Here is a 17180-nt window from a genome sequence, read left to right as displayed (position 1 = left end):
AGCAAGATCAAAAGCCGTCAGTTTTTGAAAAACATGAAAACTGACGACTTTTTTGAAAGGTATGAATAATTCAGGATTAAATAAAAAGCCAGTTCCCAAAATTAATTTTCACTTCAATACAAGTCTGTATTTAATTTTGGTGCTGCGTTAAGCTAACTTTGACCAATTGGTTGAGGTTAGCTTATTTTTTTGGGAGTGATTAGCGCATGGCACAGCCAGATAATCCGTTGTTGAGTAGACTACAGCTATTACAGGATTTGAAATTTCTAATTGACCGGGGCTCAGGTCATCGACTTGATTATCACAGGTTTCGTATTTTTGAGATTAGGTTACCTGCTGGTGCGATTGACTTGGTGGCCGAGTATCAACACTATGCGGGCGAGCGGACCCTGGACGAAATTGCCCAGCTTATTGTCCAGAAATATCAGCTATAGTTGTAAAATCTTCAAGATACTTTCAGAAATGACCTCACGCTGGTCTTCTGGTAGGGACCTGAGGTAGGCAACTAAGTCCAGCGTGTGGATGCCAGTTAACGGTTCCGCGGGGAAAAAGTCGCTCAGGGTTAGATTTAACGCTGACGCAATCGACTGTAACTTATTCACGCTGATATTCGTTAGTTCGCCGCGTTCTATGCGTGAAATCAAACTGATAGAAACACTAGCTCGTTCAGCTAATTGTTCAATGGTCAAGTCTAAGGCGCGTCGCTTTTGATTCACCAATTTACTAATCGCAGTTTGCATGGTTTGCTATCTCCTATTGTGGGTTTAAAGCTAACCATAATAGAGGAAACTTATCTTTGACAGAGATTAAAAGACTCTATTTTGTATATAATAGAGAAAATAGTACTCGTTTGCGATATAATTTAGGCTGTAATCACTTATTTTAAAGTAAGTGAGAAATTATTTAAAAATCAAGCAGAATACCTTTGATACTTCAGTATCGACATCCGACCGTATAAAGTGACGAGTGTTCCTCGAGTGAAGAGCAAGATCACAAAGCTGACCGCGAAGAAGACGGCCTCCAAGAGGTACGTGAAGGTTAAGGGAACTGTAACACTAGGCAAAAAGGCCAATTATGCTCGGATCAAGACGTATAAGGGCAACCGTTATGCCAAATTAAAGTCACACAAGTTTAGCAAGAAAGTCTACGCCCCTAAGGCGAAGAAGGTTAGCGTTGCCGTAGGTCATTATGTCCACGGTCACTTCTCGCGAGTCACCCCGGTGAAGACCGTGCAGGTTAAATAGCTTGATGCTGTATAGATAGAATGGCTAATCCTAGCGATGGGACTGGCCATTTTTAAATACGTGCGGGTCTACGACAAATCAGTAAAACTCATGGATTAATTAAATGCGAGGCCTAACACTCAACAGATTGTGTCAAATGGTGTATAACTAAGTTAGGATGTTATTTATGAATTGGGGGGAATAACTCATGGGGCAATCAGTTGTATTGTACTTTTCGAGTACCGGGCATACCCAGGCGATTGCGGAGCGGATTGCAATTGCCACCGGTTCACAGCTCGTGGCGATTCATGCGCAGGTGCATGATACACCGACTGAAGATTGGCGGGACCAACAGAACCAAGAGTATCACCGGACACACGTTGAGCGGGTTCGACCGGCGATTCAGGCCATTGATCCGGCACCAATCAAAGCGGCAACGACGATTTATTTAGGTTTTCCCATTTGGTGGGCAACGGTTCCACAGGAAATTGAGACGTTCTTAGATAGTATTGATCTGGTTGGCAAGGACGTTCACCCGTTCTGTACGTCGGGGGAAACGTCAATCTTTGAAGCTGTTAAACAGCTACGTGACGGCTATCCGGCCATTCGCTGGCATTCAGGTCGGCGTTTTGCATCCAGCCTGACGAATCAGGAGATTGAGGACTGGGCGGAAGAGGATTAACCGGTTGTATAGAAGATGGACTGTTAGGGAGCACAATCGCTAGTTGATTGTGTTTTTTTGATGGGTGCACACAAAAACACGACGCCATGATGGTAGTCGTGTTTTTTACGGTCCACCGGTCAATGCTCATGAGTAATCTCGTTGGCCCGTTCACTGAATAGATCAATGTTCATATATTTACCCTTAATACGCCCTTAATACGGAATGGTTCAGAATAGTACCTAAAATGTTGGTACTAGTAAATACTATATTGACACTTTAAGGAAACTTTACTAATATTAGCAGTATAAAGTGCTGGTATTAACTGTATCTTGTAGATACTGACGAGTGGATGAATATTTTGTTTTGTTGATAAAAGCTTGAACTTTTTGTTGCTAGAATTAAGACTGAATTCGCCACTGAATTTCTTCCAGACAAAGTTAAAAAGAGGGGATGTGAATTCAAGGGGAAAATTAGAAGGATATTGATGTCAGCGTATATAATTAATTTGGCTGAGAAATCAATATCGACAGGTGTCATTGCTTATTTTTTGAAGTGACTAATGCGGCCAAATTGGGGATGATTTCTGTAGATAAAAAGATTAATGCAGGTACATACAAGTTAGTTGATGAGGTAACTTCAGAGATAATAAGCGGTTGAAATTATCTGTGGAAAAGCCAGCGAGATGGTTCGCGTGTTTGGCTACCAAGATATTTTTCATAAATACATCATAAGGGCCAGCTCAATCTGGAGGAGACAAAAATCATGCATAAATTGGGTAAGGGATTTCTACTAGTGTTTGTTGCATTAGGCATGTTGGTATTGGCTACGGGAACAACCGCTGATGCCAGCGCTTGGCACCAGGGATTGCCAAAACTCGTTCGGCAACACAAGCTGTGGGCCAGCAAAAAAGGGGCCAAGTTTGGGTCGGCTAAGCAACTTTATTCACGGAATTATATTGAAATTGGGAAGCTCACTCAAGGAAAGTGGAAGAACAAATACTACTTTGCTGATGTTTTACGTTCGTACTACAAGAATGGCAAGTATGAGGACACCTTTGATGAAGTCTTAATCAATAACAGTCGTTACGAGAGTGATCCAGTGCCGGCTTATCAGAAGATGGGGAAGCACACTTATCAAATCAAATCGACCCTGAAACGCTCGGGCTATTCAGATCGCCGTTACAAGGTGAAGTTCTCTAACAAGAATAAGAAAATGACGGTTTGGCAAAAATTATTGTGGAACCACATTGACCCGAACAAAGGACTGAATCGGAGTCAAAAGAAGTGGCATAAGCTGGGTGAATACCATGGCATTAAGACGGTTTCTGATGATAGTCTGTGGAAGCGCGACCCGGTGCGGAAGTAATGAGTAGCTACAGAAAATAGGTACGATTAAATTTAGAAGGATGCGAACGAATATGAAATTAAAATGGCTTGTCTCACTGATTGCGGTCACTGCCGGACTGGCTCTGGGTGGAATCATCGTTCCGGAAACCACGGCTGAGGCTCGGATTCACTACACAACAATGCCCAAGTCGTTTAGGGGCACTTGGGTAAATGTAGATGAAGAAGATCCGGCGATTAGGCACACGCTGAAAATTACCAAGTACGTTTATCACTATAAGTCTTACTATCATGGTAAGAAGGATACCTTGGTGAAGTGGTCCGGAAAAAAGAAATCACATTACTATAACCACAGTGATCTCAGTGTAAAGAAGGGGAAAAAGGCGGGAACTTGGCGGATTAGTTGGTATCGCATGCACAGTATCTTTGACGAAACCATCAAACGCGTGAAACATAAGGGAAAGCCAGCTTTAGTTTTCCTTGATCATTACGGGGATGGCACGCCGCTGAGAACTTATTTCTATAAGAAGTGATGACTAACTAGGCTTCCATCAGTTATTGTCACGGCACTAGACAAAGGACCTTAACGGGTTCTTTTTGTTTTGAACAAACGTTTGCTATTCAAAAGTTTGTTCATCGACTTGATTTTGGATTGAGTTATAGTTCGGCATATTTTGATTTTGTTGTTGCAAATCGTTTAGGAGATGACGGTGCTTCAGTGCCAAATCTGGTCTATGGATTAATTGCAGATGGCACTAATTTAATTGGGTCGTTAGAAGCGTATCAATGGCAGTAAATCAGCTTGATTGAAGTCAATCGTAGAATCAGTTATACTGCCAGTACAAATAAGAGTCAGCCGTTTATTGATTGACATTTGATATTGATTAAGAGCGAGGTAATCCAATGATGGAAAACACCCTTACCCTCAATAATGACTTGAAAGAACAAATTGAAGCACGGTTACGAACCTATGAGTATAGTGATTTAAAAATTCAGGCGTTACTAACGACGTATCGGGATATTCTCTTGGAGTGGCAGCAAGCATACTTGGTGACGGGGACTCATGTGTCACCTGACAACATGGCAGACGATATTGTGTTTGCCGAACGGCTTTGAATGGAAAATCTTCGCCAGCTATCTTTTCGAAGGATGCTTGCGGAGTTTTTTTCTGAGCTTAAAGATATCACGTCTTGGTCTGAAAGCAAACAACTTTTTAGAAGAATTAGACGTTATCGAGAGTAAATAGCAATTGCAACATTAAAGAGACGAATTGTGGATAAATGCTATATAGCAACTAATAGCAATAACAAATACTAATCGTAATACTCATTAAATTATACTGGAAATTTATTGAATAATATTAACGTTTTACCAATTGACCGCAGCTGCTTGATTTAGTATGCTGGTAACAATCGCTTGGGTACCGCTGAATGCAAAGAAAAAGCCAAGTGAGGCATCCCCATCTAAGAATGCTCGCTCGACTTAATACCTATGCCTGAGACAATTTTGTTAATTCTGTGATCAAATCAGCTGAAAGCGGCTGTTCAGTGGCCGCCAATACGCATCAAAGTATCGTAGCTTGCTGGCACCAAATAGGGTTGTTGTTAGACCAGAGCGGGTCAGTAACCAACTAAAGGCAAGTTGTGCCATGGGAATATTGGCGCTATCTGCTAGTTGCTTAAATTGCGTCACTTTCTGATTTACGGAATCGTTCATGTATTCCTGCATCATGTGCTCCCCTTGACTTAATCGACTGCCAGCAGGAATATTACCATTTAAGTATTTGCCGGTCAAAACACCGCGAGCTAAGGGACTGTAGGCCAAATAACCAATCTGGTGATTTTTAGCAAATGTCAGCGCTGGTTCACTAGCTTGCGTGGTCAACAGATTATCACGGTTTTGGACCGAAACGAATGGGTGTAGATGACGTTGGTCGATGATGGTCAGCGCGTTCCGTAGCTGTTGGGCGGAGTAATTTGAAACGCCATAGTAGCGAATCTTACCCGCATCGATTAGGCCGCTTAACGTGGTCAGCGTTTCTTCTAGGGGGCGTCCCCTTATCAAAGAGGTGTGCTTGGTACAAATCCAAGTGATCGGTCTGTAATCGTTGTAGGGAGCCGTCAATCTGTTGGAGAATGTGCGTCTTAGAGAGGCTGGGCGTTGATTGATGTGGATTCGTGTTTTGCCCAACCTTAGAGGCCAGAACAATATTTTTCCGTGCTGCGGGATGTTGTTTGAGCCAATGGCCAATAATCGTTTCGGAGGTACCGTCACCAAAAGCCACGTCCTGATCTTGACCAGGACCGTAGTAGTCGGCAGTATCGACCAGGTTGATGCCGTGGTCAATGGCGTAGTCTAAAATCTGGAAACTCGCGTGTTCATCGATCCAACGGCCAAATGCCATGGTGCCAAGACCAATGGGAGAGACGCGTAAATCACTAGTACCTAAAAGTGAAGTTTGCAATGTTTTACCTGCTTTCTGTGAGTGATAGCGTTCTTTAAGAATCAGTATATGACTTAAATATGAGTTTAAGTCAAGAAAAACTTTAGATGTGGGAGTAAAGACCCGTGACTGGCAGACTGAAACTTGTAAAAGTCAGCATATGACGTTGAACCTAGTAAAAACCGCCAAAATGAAAAATTCCAATCATCCAACAGGGAACAATCGGTGATGTCATGGTATTCTGAGACTGTATCAAATACATATTTCGAGGAGCGATTCAGATGAAGTTAAAACAACTTATTGCTGTTTTATTGACGCTGGTCACGTTGGGACCAATCATGACGGTGCCGGCTAGTGCGAGTTCCAAAGTGATGCCAAAGAGCATGCGGGGGACTTGGGTTGCCAAACCGCAATACAACAGCCCCCACCATATCAAAAAGAACATGTGGTGTCCCAAGCTGAAACTGCGTGTTTATAAGAAATCCGCGACGTGGCAGGCGAAGGGCTATTTGCCAGACAAGATGTATAACCACAAGATCCATAAGATTCGTCTGGTTAGTTACAAATCCGGATTGGCGCTTTTAAAGGGAAATACATTGTTTACCAAACGAAATTTTCTTTCGGTCAATGGTAAGATACTAGATTTTGGCCAAGAACACGGTGGTGATATTTTTCTGCACCGAGCTAAATAATTTTGAAGGGGGGACTGCGCGCGCACAGTCCTTTCCTTTTACGATCACCTCCTACGCTTTCACTACAAGAATCTCCCACCCAAGGTGTAAACTTAACCTAGAGAGAAAAATTCAATCACAGGGGGATTTTACATGGCAAAACAAGTGATTTTATACTTTTCCAACACTGGACATACGGAAGCAGTGGCACAGAAGATTGCGGCCGTGACCGGGGCACAGTTGGTACCGCTGCAGGCCGAACAACCCTACACCGCAGCTGATTTGGACTGGAATGACCCCACTAGCCGGACCTCATTGGAGACCCACGACAGCACCTCGCGACCAGGCATCGTGGTGCCGAATAAGCGTCTGATTGCGCAAGCCGACACCATTTTCCTAGGGTCACCACTCTGGTGGGGGCAGGTGCCCCACGTGATCAACACGTTGCTGGAGACCGGGCTCTTCCGCTGCAAGGACGTCCGTCAGTTCTGTACGTCCGGCTCAACGCCAATCGCCAAATCCACGGCCACTCTCAAGACGGCTTATCCCGCCATCAACTGGGGGCCAAGTCACCGGTTTATGACCGCGATTACGGGTCAAGAAGTCGAGGACTGGCTGAAGGCGGGGAATCAGTAATTTCCCACGTCATTCGTGGCACTGCAGAATCAATTGTCGTATAATGGGCTTATTCTAAGAATTTAAGGAGAAAACTATGGCAGAATCCACACATTTTTATGAATTATTCCAACCAACGCATTACAATGTTTACCTCGATATTAATCGGGCAACGAAGCAAATCTCTGGGACGTCAACCATCACTGGTGACGCCAAAGAAACTGGGATTGCCATTCACCAAAAATACATGACCATCAGTGCCGTTACGGCTGATGGGGCAGCGGTACCGTTTACCTTTGATGACGAGACCGAAGCCATTCACATCGAACTGACCAAGACCGGCGAGACCACGTTAGCCATCGACTTCAGTGCGCCTTTGACCGACAGTATGATGGGCATTTACCCATCTTACTACGAACTGAACGGTAAGAAGCAACAGCTGATCGGGACGCAATTTGAAACGACTGCGGCTCGCCAAGCCTTCCCGTGTGTCGATGAACCCGAAGCTAAGGCCACGTTTGACCTGGCGATTAAGTTTGACGAACACGACGGCGAGACGATCATCAGCAACATGCCCGAAGTCAAGACGGAAGATGGCGTGCACTACTTTGACACCACGGTACGCATGTCCTCTTACCTGATTGCCTTTGCCTTTGGTGACATGCAAAGCAAGCTGACCACCACCAAGAGTGGCGTGCAGGTCGGGGTCTTCGCTACCAAGGCCCACCAAGCCAAGGAACTTGACTTTGCGTTGGACATTGCCAAACGGTCAATTGAATTTTATGAAGACTTTTATCAAACGCCATATCCACTCCCACACTCCTGGCAACTGGCCTTACCAGACTTCTCTGCCGGCGCCATGGAGAACTGGGGACTAGTCACTTACCGGGAAGCCTACTTACTGTTAGATCCCGATAACACGGCCTTTGAAACCAAGCAACGCGTGGCCACGGTCATTGCCCATGAACTGGCTCACCAATGGTTCGGTGATCTGGTTACCATGAAGTGGTGGGATGACCTCTGGTTGAACGAAAGCTTTGCCAACATGATGGAATACGTGGCAATCGATGCCATCGAACCAGACTGGCACATTTGGGAAGCCTTCCAGACGGGTGAAGCCCCAATGGCCCTGCAACGGGATGCCACTGACGGCGTCCAATCCGTGCACGTACAAGTTGAGGACCCAGCGGAAATCGATGCGCTCTTCGATAGTGCCATCGTTTACGCCAAGGGGGCCCGGATGCTGGTCATGGTTCGTGCCTTGATCGGTGATGATGCCTTGCGTGCTGGGTTGAAGAACTACTTTGCGACCCATCATTACGGCAACGCAACTGGTGCTGACCTCTGGGCTGCCTTGGGTGCCGCTTCTGGGATGGACGTTGGGGCCATCATGACCTCATGGTTGGAACAACCTGGTTACCCAGTCATTTCCGCCGCAGTCGTTGATGGACAATTGACCATTCACCAACAACAATTCTTCATCGGTGATGGTAAGGATGCTGGCCGTCAATGGCAAGTACCGTTGAACAGTAATTACGACGCTGCGCCAGCAATCTTTGCGGATACCGACGCAACGTTGGGGAACTACGCCGAACTGCGTCAGGCCAGCGGGGAACCATTCCGCTTGAACGTCGGCAACAACTCGCACTTCATCGTCAAGTATGATGATACGTTGTTACAAGATATCCTGGCACATTTGGATGATTTGGACGCCATCGCCCAATTACAATTACTGCAAGACCTACGCCTTTTGGCTGAAGGCCACCAGATCTCCTACGCTGACATCGTGCCATTACTGCCACGGTTTGCAGCTAGCCACTCAGCTATCGTCAACGACGTGCTGTACGGTGTGGCAGCTAACCTGAAGAAGTTCGTCAAGGAAGGTTCCGCGAAAGAACAACAATTGCGAGCACTGTTTGGCAAATTGAGCGGCGACCAAATCGCGCGGCTGGGCTGGTTACCACAGGCTGGCGAGAGCAACGATGATGAACTGACACGGCCAACGATCTTAAGTGCGGCACTCTATGCCAAGGACGACGCGGCATTGACGGCGGCTCACGACATCTTCACGGCGCATCAAGACAACTTGGCTGGCTTACCAGCGGCTGTGCGGGTCTACATTTTGGCCAATGAGGTGGAAAACTTCGGGTCAGAAGCACTCTTTGACCAATTGCTTAACGATTACCGCAAGTCCAGTGATGCCAGCTACAAGGCCGACATCGCCGCTGCATTGCCAACTACGCCAGACAGTCATCTCGTTGACAAGCTGATTGCCGTCTTCGAAGATGCCGACACCATCAAGCCACAAGACTTACGAGCTTGGTACCGTGGCGTGCTGGCGCACAAGGGGCAACAAGCCGCTTGGGATTGGATCAGAAACGACTGGCAATGGCTGGAAGATACGGTTGGTGGCGACATGGAGTTTACTACCTACATTACCGTTACGACGGGTGTCTTCCACACGCCAGAACGGTTGGCTGAATTCAAGGCCTTCTTCGAACCGAAGTTAAACACGCCGGGGTTAACCCGGGAAATTACCATGGACACCAAGGTCATTGAGACCCGCGTGGCCCTGGTTGAAGCCGAGAAGGACGCGGTTAACGCTGCTGTTGCCCAAACGGTAAAGGGATAACATTAAATTGAAACCTGTCACACTGAGGGCCTGGAAGCCAATTCCAGGTCCTTTTTTTAAACCAACGAACAGTTTTGGTCACGGACTAGTAGCGGATTAAAACGATTTTACCGGTCAATGGGGCAATTTTGCTATACACCCATGGGGTAAGCCAGGTATACTGATGAGACCAAAGAAAAATGACCGCTTCGGAAAAGGGGTCTTCCAAGCGGTCATTTCAAAATTAGATTAGTCGTTCAAGTTGTAACGTAGCTTCATGTGTTCGGAACCAAAGGTCACCATGTCACCCAGTAACTTGGTTTGACGCGTGAAGGATTCGTTGGACAGCTTTTCGTTGGCTTCCTTCAGAATCTTAACGTCGGCGCCGTTTGCGATTGCAGCGTCAGTGTCATTTTGAATCTTGCGGTAAGCACCCATGGCTTCCAGAGCGAAGGTGTTGCGGAAGTCGACGTACAGGTCGTAGTCCGTGTCACCCAGCAATGCCGTGGTGCAACTCAGCCAGTACATGTGATTCAGGTTAAAGGTACCGTCAGCGTCCTTGTAAGCGGCTGGGGTATCGTCCACGTTGGCGTAGAATGGCACAACCGTGTTGAATGTGTTGGCCCCAAAGGCTAACCAGTGAATTCCGGCGATGCTGTCAGGCACGTTGTTGCGGATCTGTAAGATGTGGACATCGTGGTTCCGGTTGATACCGATTGGCCGGAACTTGGTCTTGTCACTTTCAGAGCCATCACCGTAAACGTCGTACTTGGTGTTCTCAAAGTGAGAGCTTAGCACGTACTTGACGTCTTCAATGGTAATCTTGCGGTTGGCGTGGCAGATGAATGGCAGGTCTTGATCTTGGGGATCATGTTCCACGTCAGGTGTGAAGTACTTTTGGCCGAACCAAGCTCGTGGGTTGTTGTAAACCGTATCCTTGTCGGTGGCACTCCCGAAGATGTGACGCAGGTTGACACCGTCGAAGTCAGGATTCAAGTTGTATTTGGCAATCAGGTCTTTCAAGTCGTCAGAAGCCAGGGTGTCGTCGGCGTTGAAATCAAAGTCGTCGATGTTCATCCGATTTGGCGCAACCACGTAGGCGTCATCCGGAATCCGCTTAGCAGCCCAGTGATGACCGCCGATGGTTTCTAACCACCAGATTTCGTTGTTATCGGAAAAGGCAATTCCGTTGGGTTCGTAAGTCCCGTATTGAGCGAGCAAACTGCCCAGGCGTTCGACCCCTTCCTTGGCGCTGTGAATGTAAGGCAACACCAAGGTAACCAGGTCTTCTTCACCCAGACCACCAGCGACGTAAGGGTCGATACCCATGACGCGAGAATTCGTGGTGATGGTTTCAGTGGCGGACATGGCAACGTTGTCACTGTTGATCCCGGCAGCTGGCCAGATACCATTGGTCAGAATTGAGTTCGGGATGGACGTGTAGCGTAGGGGATTGTCTGGCAATTCCACCTTGACGCCACTAATAACGGATTGATAATGCCGTGGTTGGTCGGCAGGGTTGATGACCACAAACTTTTCGGGGTCGAGGGCTTCGTGACCGTCGTCGTTCCGTGAAATGATCGTGGAACCGTCAATGGACGCCTTTTTCCCAACTAAGATGGTCGTACATGAACCTTTAAGTCGTTTTTCCATAAATACAGCAACTCCTTTTAACCCGTATTATATCATTGCTAGCTAGGGGAAGAGAAGTAGTTCGGCAAGTACCTGTGATTTGTTTGCGAATTTTTCCGGCAACGCTGTCACTGACCACAGCTCGTTGCCGATTTGCGGTGGCGTAGTAGGTCCAGTTCCGTGCGGATTTCCCCCTAATCGCCGGTAAACTGTGCTATATTTGATGCGACAACACTGACGTATCTGTATCAGCCCGCGGCATTTTACACCGCGTACTTGAAATAGTCATCAAAAAAATGATGCAGCACAAGTGATCTTGCGTGGCATCATTTTTGTTAGGGTAAGGCGCCCAGTTACTTGGTGGGAGTTGGCGCTGCCTGTAAGAGGGGCAACAGGGCGTCAATAATACCTTGGGTGGCAGTTGGAAAGGCGAGAATCATGTGCTGCAAGCTAGCACCGGTCAATTTTTGGTCGATGATCAACGTCAGGACGTTGATCAGGTCCGGTGCATCCATGCCATAAACCGCCGCGCCCACTAATTGGTTAGTAGTATTCAGTATTGCGGTCACTTCGGCCGTCGTATCGTTTTGATATTCGAAGGCGAATAGTTGACCGAAGGGGATGGTCTGCGTGTGATACTGATCAGGATCAGCGGCCGCCGTAGCGGTAGTCACGCCGACCTGTGCCAGCCGTGGTAAGGCGAAGAGCACGCTGGGGATGGCGGGATAGTCGATGGGTGCCGTGTCTCCTAAGATCTGGCTCGCAATGTAGTTGGATTCAAAGGTCGCTGTGGGGGTCAGCTTGGGCTGTAATTTAGCCACAACATCGCCACTGGCGTAGATGTTGTCGCCGTTGGCCCGTAAATGATCGTCGACTTCAATCCCAAATTGGTTGGTGTGGATGCCGGCGTTTTCCAGGCCCAGGTTGGTGACGTTGGGTTCACGACCGGTGGCGTCGACCACGTATTGGGTGGCCACGCTCAAGCCACTGGTGGTCGTGACCTGGTAACCGTCCGTCGTGACGTCGACGGCCAGAGCGGTCTCACCAAAGTGGAAGGTGGCGCCGTTTGCGGTCATTTCCGCCACTAATTTTTCAACGTGCCGGGCGTCGAAGCCACGAGCCGCGCGGTCACCATGTTCGATGATGGTAACCTGGCTACCGAGGGCCATGACCAAGGAAGCAAACTCCAAGGTAATGATGCCGGCACCAATGAAGGTCACGTGACTCGGCAGGTCTGGTAGGTTCAAAAAATCACGACTGTCATGCATGAATTCCTTACCCACGATGGCCAACCGCTTCGACCGTTGGCCCGTGCCGATAACGATGTTCGTTGCCGAAACGACTTGCTTACCAACTTGAATCAAATGGTCGCCCATCAAAATCCCGCTTCCCTGAATCACGTCGATGCCCAGTTGGTCAAAGGCCTGGGCCATTTGGTTAGGCAGCGCATCGATGACCTGGTGCTTGTAGGCCATGAAGGTCGGCCAGTCGACGGTCGTTTGAGACGTCACGCCTGCGTTTTGGTAGTGGGCTAGTCGGGAAATAAGTTCGGCCGGGCCATCCAAGAGAATCTTGGCGTCACAGCCATAGTTGGTGCAGGTGCCACCGAGCAGGTCCTTTTCGATGATAACGACGGACTTCCCAGCTTGTTTCAAAGCGACAGCGGCGTGCCAGTTGGCGTGGCCACTCCCGATAAATGCAACATCATATTGTATCATTAACGTGAAATACCTCTTTCTTAAATAAGTCGTGGACGATTGATTGTGACGACTGAAACTTAGGGTAACAGTCGTTGGAGCTTCTCGACAAGGTGTTGGTTCACTTGCAAAGCAGCCTGGTATTGTTCTTGGTCAAAAGACCGGTGCGCAACGAGCTCTCGTACGGCCGCAAAAATCTGTGGCTTGGTGCGCAACGCCATGGGGGTCAACGTGATGATTAGTTGACGCCGGTCACTGATTAGGGGCTCACGGGTCAGCCAGCCGTTGATCTCCATGCGTTTGAGCAACGGGGTTAGGGTATTACTACCGAAATCCAACCGGTCGCCCAACTCATGGAGTGGTAAACGGTCATTTTCCCACAGAACCAGCAAAACGAGGTACTGCGGATAAGTGAGCGCAAAGGGCTGAAGTGCCTGTTGATAAAGTTTAATCAGCAATCGGCTGGCATGGTAAGTCGAGAAGCACAGTTGATTTGCCAAGGTTAAATTGTCTTCCGTCAAATTGTCATGCCTCCAATTAAGTTGTGTACGATGGAATTTACTATAGTCGAATTTGTCGGACCTGTCAACTATCTTTGGGCGAGATTGTGAAAATTAATTATCACCCTGTTCGGTTGTAACCGGGACCGAATGCCAGTAGAATAGACTTACTGACCAGTTGTCGATTGGCAAAAAAAGTTTAAAATATTTTTGTGGGTGATCGCCAAAAACCGTGAAAATCAGGCTTATTTTGGCCGTCCCCCCTGAGCAGTTGGTAACGGACGCAGTAATCTGGTGACTAAATTCGGTGGTCTGGAACCTGACGCATGAGAATCATCACCCGAACAGGAAAAGTTAGTGAAAAAATGGATTAAGGAGCGACTCGATGGATCTGACGGCAGCGCAACAAGTGTTAAAACAAGTCTTTGGCTACGATGAATTTCGACCGGGCCAAAAAGCAGTGATCGAACACGTCTTGGCGGGGGATAACAGCCTAGCCATCATGCCGACCGGGGGCGGAAAGTCCCTGTGTTACCAAATCCCTGCGATGCTCTTTGCGGGCATCACGGTGGTCGTGTCACCGCTGATCTCTCTAATGAAGGATCAGGTCGATGCGTTAAATGACAGCGGCATTCCCGCAACGTTTATCAATAGTTCTTTAGAGTGGCCGGACATCCAAGAACGCTTGGCTGCCCTGCACAACGGCGAGTATAAATTACTCTATATTGCGCCCGAACGTTTGGATTCGGCGGCTTTCATTCAGTCATTGGCGCGCCTGCCAATTGACCTGTTGGCGGTGGACGAGGCCCACTGTATTTCCCAATGGGGCCATGACTTTCGGCCGAGTTACTTGGCACTGAGTACGGCCATCGAACAGCTCCCGACGCATCCGCAGGTGTTGGCGTTAACGGCAACGGCCACTGAGCAAGTGGCGACCGACATTCGCCAGCAGTTGCGCATCGACGCGGCCAACGAGGTCAATACCGGCTTTGCTCGGGATAATTTGAACTTAACGGTGGTCAAGGACCAGGATACTGACCGCTACATTTTGGATTATCTGAAGGTTAACGCGGGCGAGGCAGGCATTATTTATGCTAGTACGCGTAAGGAAGTCGACCGGGTCACCAAACTACTCCAGCGTCATCACATTGACGTGGCCCCGTATCATGCAGGACTGGCCGAGGAGATTCGGCGTCAAAATCAAGAGGACTTCCTTTACGACCGCGTTCAGGTCATGGTGGCCACCAACGCTTTTGGTATGGGCATCGACAAGAGCAATGTGCGCTTCGTCATTCATGCGCAGGTGCCTGGGACACTGGAAGCGTATTACCAAGAGGCCGGCCGGGCGGGACGTGACGGTCTACCTAGCGAGGCCATCTTGTTATACCGCGCGTCAGACTTGCAGATTCAGCGGTTCTTCATCGACCAATCGGAAATGGATGAGGAGCATCGCCAGCGGGCTTACCGTAAATTACAGGTCATGAACCACTACGCCAATACGCAGGGGTGCCTGCAGCAGTTCATCCTTCATTACTTCGGTGAGGAGTCGGCCCCGTGTGGCCGCTGTAGTAATTGTTTGGACGACCGAGAAGCCCAAGACGTCACCACGGATGCCCAGAAGATTCTGTCTTGCGTGATTCGTCTGCGTTCCCGGTATGGCAAGGCCGTGGTCGCCCAGGTACTGACGGGGGCACACAATCAGCGGGTCTTAGAACAGCATTTGGACGAGGTCACGACCTACGGCATCATGCGGGGCCAGCGGCAAAAGGCAGTCGGTGAGCTGATCGATTTTTTGACGGCGGCGGGCTATTTAGCCAGTGTTGGCGGGCAGTATCCGACCTTGAAGGTCACGGCTGAAGGCGGTGCGGTATTGAAGGGTGAGACCCAGGTCTTCCGGAAAATGGCGCGGCAGGTCAAACGGCTGGCACCAGAAGACGACGAGCTCTTCGAACAGCTGCGCGCATTGCGGCGAAGTTTGGCCGAAGACATCGGCAAGCCGCCGTTCGTCATTTTCTCGGACAGAACCCTGCATGCCATTTGCGAAGCGCTCCCCGTCGATGATCAAGACTTCCTCGATGTGAAGGGTGTTGGTCAGAGTAAGTTGGATAAGTATGGTGAAGACTTTATGGCCATTATTCGCGAGTATGTGGCGAACAAGGGTCAGGCATCAGAAGAGACGGCAAATTAATGCAGACAAACAAAGGGCTTCAACGCCTTGCCGCTCAGTGCGGTGGGACGTTGAAGCCCTTTTTAATGCCTAGTAAAACTGTAAATTAGTTTTGAACCTTGATCCGGAACATGTTCCAGGACAAGGGGTGTAACGTGGTCTTGAGGACGTTGTTATCCAGGGTGACCTGTTTATTTGGTTGAATGGCCATTTGCTGGTCCTCGTTGGTCTGCTTGATGTCATAGCCATAGAACTGAGTGGCTTCAATGACGCTTTCGGCGTTCAAGTCGCTCAGGTCAGTGGTGAAGTCCATGGCGTCTTCACCCTTGTTTTCGGCGAAGATCACGACTTCGGAGGCGTCTGGGTTGTAAACGGCCAAGCTGTCGAGGTAAGGCACGTCCTTGAAGTCCTTGCTGTCGTAAGTGTCAGCGGTTTGCTTAGGTGTTAAGGCAATACCGCGGCCATACTTGGAGACTTGCATGAACGGGAAGAAGATGGATTGCAGCCAGATGCCTTGGTCATCGGTCATGATTGGGGCAATGACGTTGACCAGTTGTGCCAGGCAGGCAATCTTAACGCGGTCAGCGTGCTTGAGCAGGGTGATCAGCATGGTCCCAACCATCAGGGCATCTTCAAAGTTGTAGTGGTCTTCCAGCAAGTGGGGGGCGTTTTGCCAAGGCGCGGTCTCATCGTCTTGTTTGTGGGAGTGGTACCACACGTTCCATTCGTCCAAGGCCAAGTTCAGCGTCTTGGTACTGTGCTTGCGGGCTTTGACCGCGTCACAGACCGCCACGATACCGCTGATGAATTCATCAAAATCACGGGACTTCGCCAAGAAGTTGTGGAGGTCGTTTTCCTCATTATCGTAGTAACGGTGCAAGGACAGGTAGTCCACGTCATCGTAGGTATGATCGAGCACGGTTTCTTCCCAGCTACCAAACGTTGCCATTTCACGGGTGGAGCTGCCGCTGACGACTAAGTCGATGTCGGGATCGACTAGGCGCATCACCTTGGCCGTTTCGTGGGCCAGGCGACCGTATTCTTCGGCGGTCTTGTGACCGATCTGCCAGTCACCGTCCATTTCGTTGCCCAGGCACCAGGTCTTGATGTTAAAGGGCTTCTCGGCACCATTTTGCTTCCGCAGGTCGCTCCAGTAAGTGCCACCAGGGAAGTTGCAGTATTCCACCAGGTTACGGGCGGCATCAATGCCACGGCTCCCCAGGTTGACCGCCATATCGGGACGCGTGCCCGTTTGCTGGGTCCATTTCATGAATTCATGGAGGCCAAATTGGTTGGTTTCAATGCTGCGCCAAGCCAGGTCGAGGCGCGTCGGGCGGTCTGCCTTGGGACCAATGCTGTCTTCCCAGTTGAAGCCAGAGACGAAGTTACCACCGGGGTAACGAATCAAGTCGATGTTCAGGTCCTTGACCGCCTTGACGACGTCTTGACGGAAGCCATTCTCATCGGACTTGGGGTGACCGGGGTTGTATAAGCCGTCGTAAACGCCACGGCCGAGATGTTCGATTAAAGCACTGTAAACCCGATCATCAATTTTAGAAATTTGATTGGTGGGGTCAACTGTTAGTTTTCCTTGCATGGATGTAATTCCTCCTT

General features: G+C 48.8%; 16 protein-coding genes and 1 pseudogene. 11 read left to right on the top strand and 6 right to left on the bottom strand.

Annotated features, from left to right (window positions below; genetic code table 11):
• Nucleotides 1-206: 206 nt before the first annotated feature.
• Nucleotides 207-434 carry a hypothetical protein gene (locus tag NGM66_RS11320; protein WP_208909128.1) on the top strand — a complete coding sequence of 76 codons (228 nt, stop codon included), beginning with the start codon at nt 207-209 and terminating at the stop codon, nt 432-434.
• Here the strand turns inward: NGM66_RS11320 and NGM66_RS11315 are convergent.
• Complete coding sequence (locus NGM66_RS11315) at nt 429-740, bottom strand: helix-turn-helix domain-containing protein (protein ID WP_208909129.1); 312 nt, start codon at nt 738-740, stop codon at nt 429-431. The genes NGM66_RS11320 and NGM66_RS11315 overlap by 6 nt on opposite strands.
• Nucleotides 741-977: 237 nt before the next feature.
• On the opposite strand from NGM66_RS11315, the gene NGM66_RS11310 reads away from it, so the two are divergent.
• The 6 genes from NGM66_RS11310 (at nt 978) to NGM66_RS11285 (ending at nt 4346) form a co-directional block, all read left to right on the top strand.
• Complete coding sequence (locus tag NGM66_RS11310) at nt 978-1244, top strand: hypothetical protein (RefSeq protein WP_208909130.1); 267 nt, start codon at nt 978-980, stop codon at nt 1242-1244.
• A 187-nt stretch (nt 1245-1431) separates the two neighbouring features.
• On the top strand, nt 1432-1905 hold the full coding sequence (locus NGM66_RS11305; RefSeq protein WP_208909131.1) for a flavodoxin: 474 nt from the start codon (nt 1432-1434) through the stop codon (nt 1903-1905).
• 744 nt (nt 1906-2649) lie between these two features.
• Nucleotides 2650-3252: a hypothetical protein gene (locus NGM66_RS11300; RefSeq protein WP_208909132.1), complete on the top strand. Its 603-nt coding sequence runs from the start codon at nt 2650-2652 to the stop codon at nt 3250-3252.
• Between the two features lie 52 nt (nt 3253-3304).
• Nucleotides 3305-3763 carry a hypothetical protein gene (locus NGM66_RS11295; protein ID WP_208909133.1) on the top strand — a complete coding sequence of 153 codons (459 nt, stop codon included), beginning with the start codon at nt 3305-3307 and terminating at the stop codon, nt 3761-3763.
• Nucleotides 3764-3882: 119 nt separating this feature from the next.
• Nucleotides 3883-4026, top strand: a complete 144-nt coding sequence (locus NGM66_RS11290; RefSeq protein WP_258115681.1) for a hypothetical protein — start codon at nt 3883-3885, stop codon at nt 4024-4026.
• A 107-nt stretch (nt 4027-4133) separates the two neighbouring features.
• Nucleotides 4134-4346, top strand: a complete 213-nt coding sequence (locus tag NGM66_RS11285; RefSeq protein WP_208909134.1) for a hypothetical protein — start codon at nt 4134-4136, stop codon at nt 4344-4346.
• A 405-nt stretch (nt 4347-4751) separates the two neighbouring features.
• On the opposite strand, the pseudogene NGM66_RS14385 reads toward NGM66_RS11285, so the two are convergent.
• Nucleotides 4752-5634 (bottom strand): annotated as a pseudogene (locus NGM66_RS14385) (aldo/keto reductase).
• Between the two features lie 320 nt (nt 5635-5954).
• Here NGM66_RS14385 and NGM66_RS11270 point away from each other — a divergent pair.
• The 3 genes from NGM66_RS11270 to NGM66_RS11260 all read left to right on the top strand — a co-directional run bounded on the left by NGM66_RS11270 (nt 5955) and on the right by NGM66_RS11260 (nt 9591).
• Entirely contained in the window at nt 5955-6365 is a 411-nt protein-coding gene (locus tag NGM66_RS11270; protein ID WP_208909137.1) for a hypothetical protein, read from the top strand.
• A gap of 132 nt (nt 6366-6497) precedes the next feature.
• Nucleotides 6498-6980 (top strand): flavodoxin, encoded by a 483-nt coding sequence (locus tag NGM66_RS11265; RefSeq protein ID WP_208909138.1) that lies wholly within the window; start codon nt 6498-6500, stop codon nt 6978-6980.
• Nucleotides 6981-7056: 76 nt separating this feature from the next.
• Nucleotides 7057-9591: a M1 family metallopeptidase gene (locus NGM66_RS11260; RefSeq protein ID WP_208909139.1), complete on the top strand. Its 2535-nt coding sequence runs from the start codon at nt 7057-7059 to the stop codon at nt 9589-9591.
• A gap of 228 nt (nt 9592-9819) precedes the next feature.
• On the opposite strand, the gene NGM66_RS11255 is transcribed toward NGM66_RS11260, so the two are convergent.
• The 3 genes from NGM66_RS11255 to NGM66_RS11245 all read right to left on the bottom strand — a co-directional run bounded on the left by NGM66_RS11255 (nt 9820) and on the right by NGM66_RS11245 (nt 13420).
• A complete protein-coding gene (locus NGM66_RS11255; protein ID WP_208909140.1) occupies nt 9820-11223 on the bottom strand; it encodes a C69 family dipeptidase in 1404 nt (467 codons plus the stop codon).
• 332 nt (nt 11224-11555) lie between these two features.
• Nucleotides 11556-12920: a dihydrolipoyl dehydrogenase family protein gene (locus NGM66_RS11250; RefSeq protein ID WP_208909141.1), complete on the bottom strand. Its 1365-nt coding sequence runs from the start codon at nt 12918-12920 to the stop codon at nt 11556-11558.
• 59 nt (nt 12921-12979) lie between these two features.
• Nucleotides 12980-13420 (bottom strand): MarR family winged helix-turn-helix transcriptional regulator, encoded by a 441-nt coding sequence (locus NGM66_RS11245; protein ID WP_208909142.1) that lies wholly within the window; start codon nt 13418-13420, stop codon nt 12980-12982.
• A 364-nt stretch (nt 13421-13784) separates the two neighbouring features.
• On the opposite strand from NGM66_RS11245, the gene recQ reads away from it, so the two are divergent.
• Nucleotides 13785-15587, top strand: coding sequence for a DNA helicase RecQ (gene recQ, locus NGM66_RS11240; RefSeq protein ID WP_208909143.1), 1803 nt, complete (start codon nt 13785-13787; stop codon nt 15585-15587).
• A gap of 85 nt (nt 15588-15672) precedes the next feature.
• Here the strand turns inward: recQ and arfA are convergent, their stop codons facing one another.
• Entirely contained in the window at nt 15673-17163 is a 1491-nt protein-coding gene (gene arfA / locus NGM66_RS11235) for an arabinosylfuranosidase ArfA (RefSeq protein ID WP_258115679.1), read from the bottom strand.
• Nucleotides 17164-17180: the final 17 nt, after the last annotated feature.

The sequence above is a fragment of the Levilactobacillus yiduensis genome, assembly GCF_024718525.1.
Classification (GTDB): domain Bacteria; phylum Bacillota; class Bacilli; order Lactobacillales; family Lactobacillaceae; genus Levilactobacillus; species Levilactobacillus yiduensis.
Note: the sequence above shows the minus strand (reverse complement) of the source record. Positions and strands in the feature narration are given on the sequence as shown.

Excerpts from the sequence above, each read along its gene's own strand:
- NGM66_RS11255 (WP_208909140.1), bottom strand. The coding sequence starts at position 11,223 with ATGGAAAAACGACTTAAAGGTTCATGTACGACCATCTTAGTTGGGAAA.
- NGM66_RS11265 (WP_208909138.1), top strand. The coding sequence starts at position 6,498 with ATGGCAAAACAAGTGATTTTATACTTTTCCAACACTGGACATACGGAA.
- recQ (WP_208909143.1), top strand. The coding sequence starts at position 13,785 with ATGGATCTGACGGCAGCGCAACAAGTGTTAAAACAAGTCTTTGGCTAC.
- NGM66_RS11250 (WP_208909141.1), bottom strand. The coding sequence starts at position 12,920 with ATGATACAATATGATGTTGCATTTATCGGGAGTGGCCACGCCAACTGG.
- NGM66_RS11285 (WP_208909134.1), top strand. The coding sequence starts at position 4,134 with ATGATGGAAAACACCCTTACCCTCAATAATGACTTGAAAGAACAAATT.
- NGM66_RS11260 (WP_208909139.1), top strand. The coding sequence starts at position 7,057 with ATGGCAGAATCCACACATTTTTATGAATTATTCCAACCAACGCATTAC.
- NGM66_RS11305 (WP_208909131.1), top strand. The coding sequence starts at position 1,432 with ATGGGGCAATCAGTTGTATTGTACTTTTCGAGTACCGGGCATACCCAG.
- NGM66_RS11270 (WP_208909137.1), top strand. The coding sequence starts at position 5,955 with ATGAAGTTAAAACAACTTATTGCTGTTTTATTGACGCTGGTCACGTTG.
- NGM66_RS11300 (WP_208909132.1), top strand. The coding sequence starts at position 2,650 with ATGCATAAATTGGGTAAGGGATTTCTACTAGTGTTTGTTGCATTAGGC.
- NGM66_RS11320 (WP_208909128.1), top strand. The coding sequence starts at position 207 with ATGGCACAGCCAGATAATCCGTTGTTGAGTAGACTACAGCTATTACAG.
- arfA (WP_258115679.1), bottom strand. The coding sequence starts at position 17,163 with ATGCAAGGAAAACTAACAGTTGACCCCACCAATCAAATTTCTAAAATT.
- NGM66_RS11315 (WP_208909129.1), bottom strand. The coding sequence starts at position 740 with ATGCAAACTGCGATTAGTAAATTGGTGAATCAAAAGCGACGCGCCTTA.
- NGM66_RS11295 (WP_208909133.1), top strand. The coding sequence starts at position 3,305 with ATGAAATTAAAATGGCTTGTCTCACTGATTGCGGTCACTGCCGGACTG.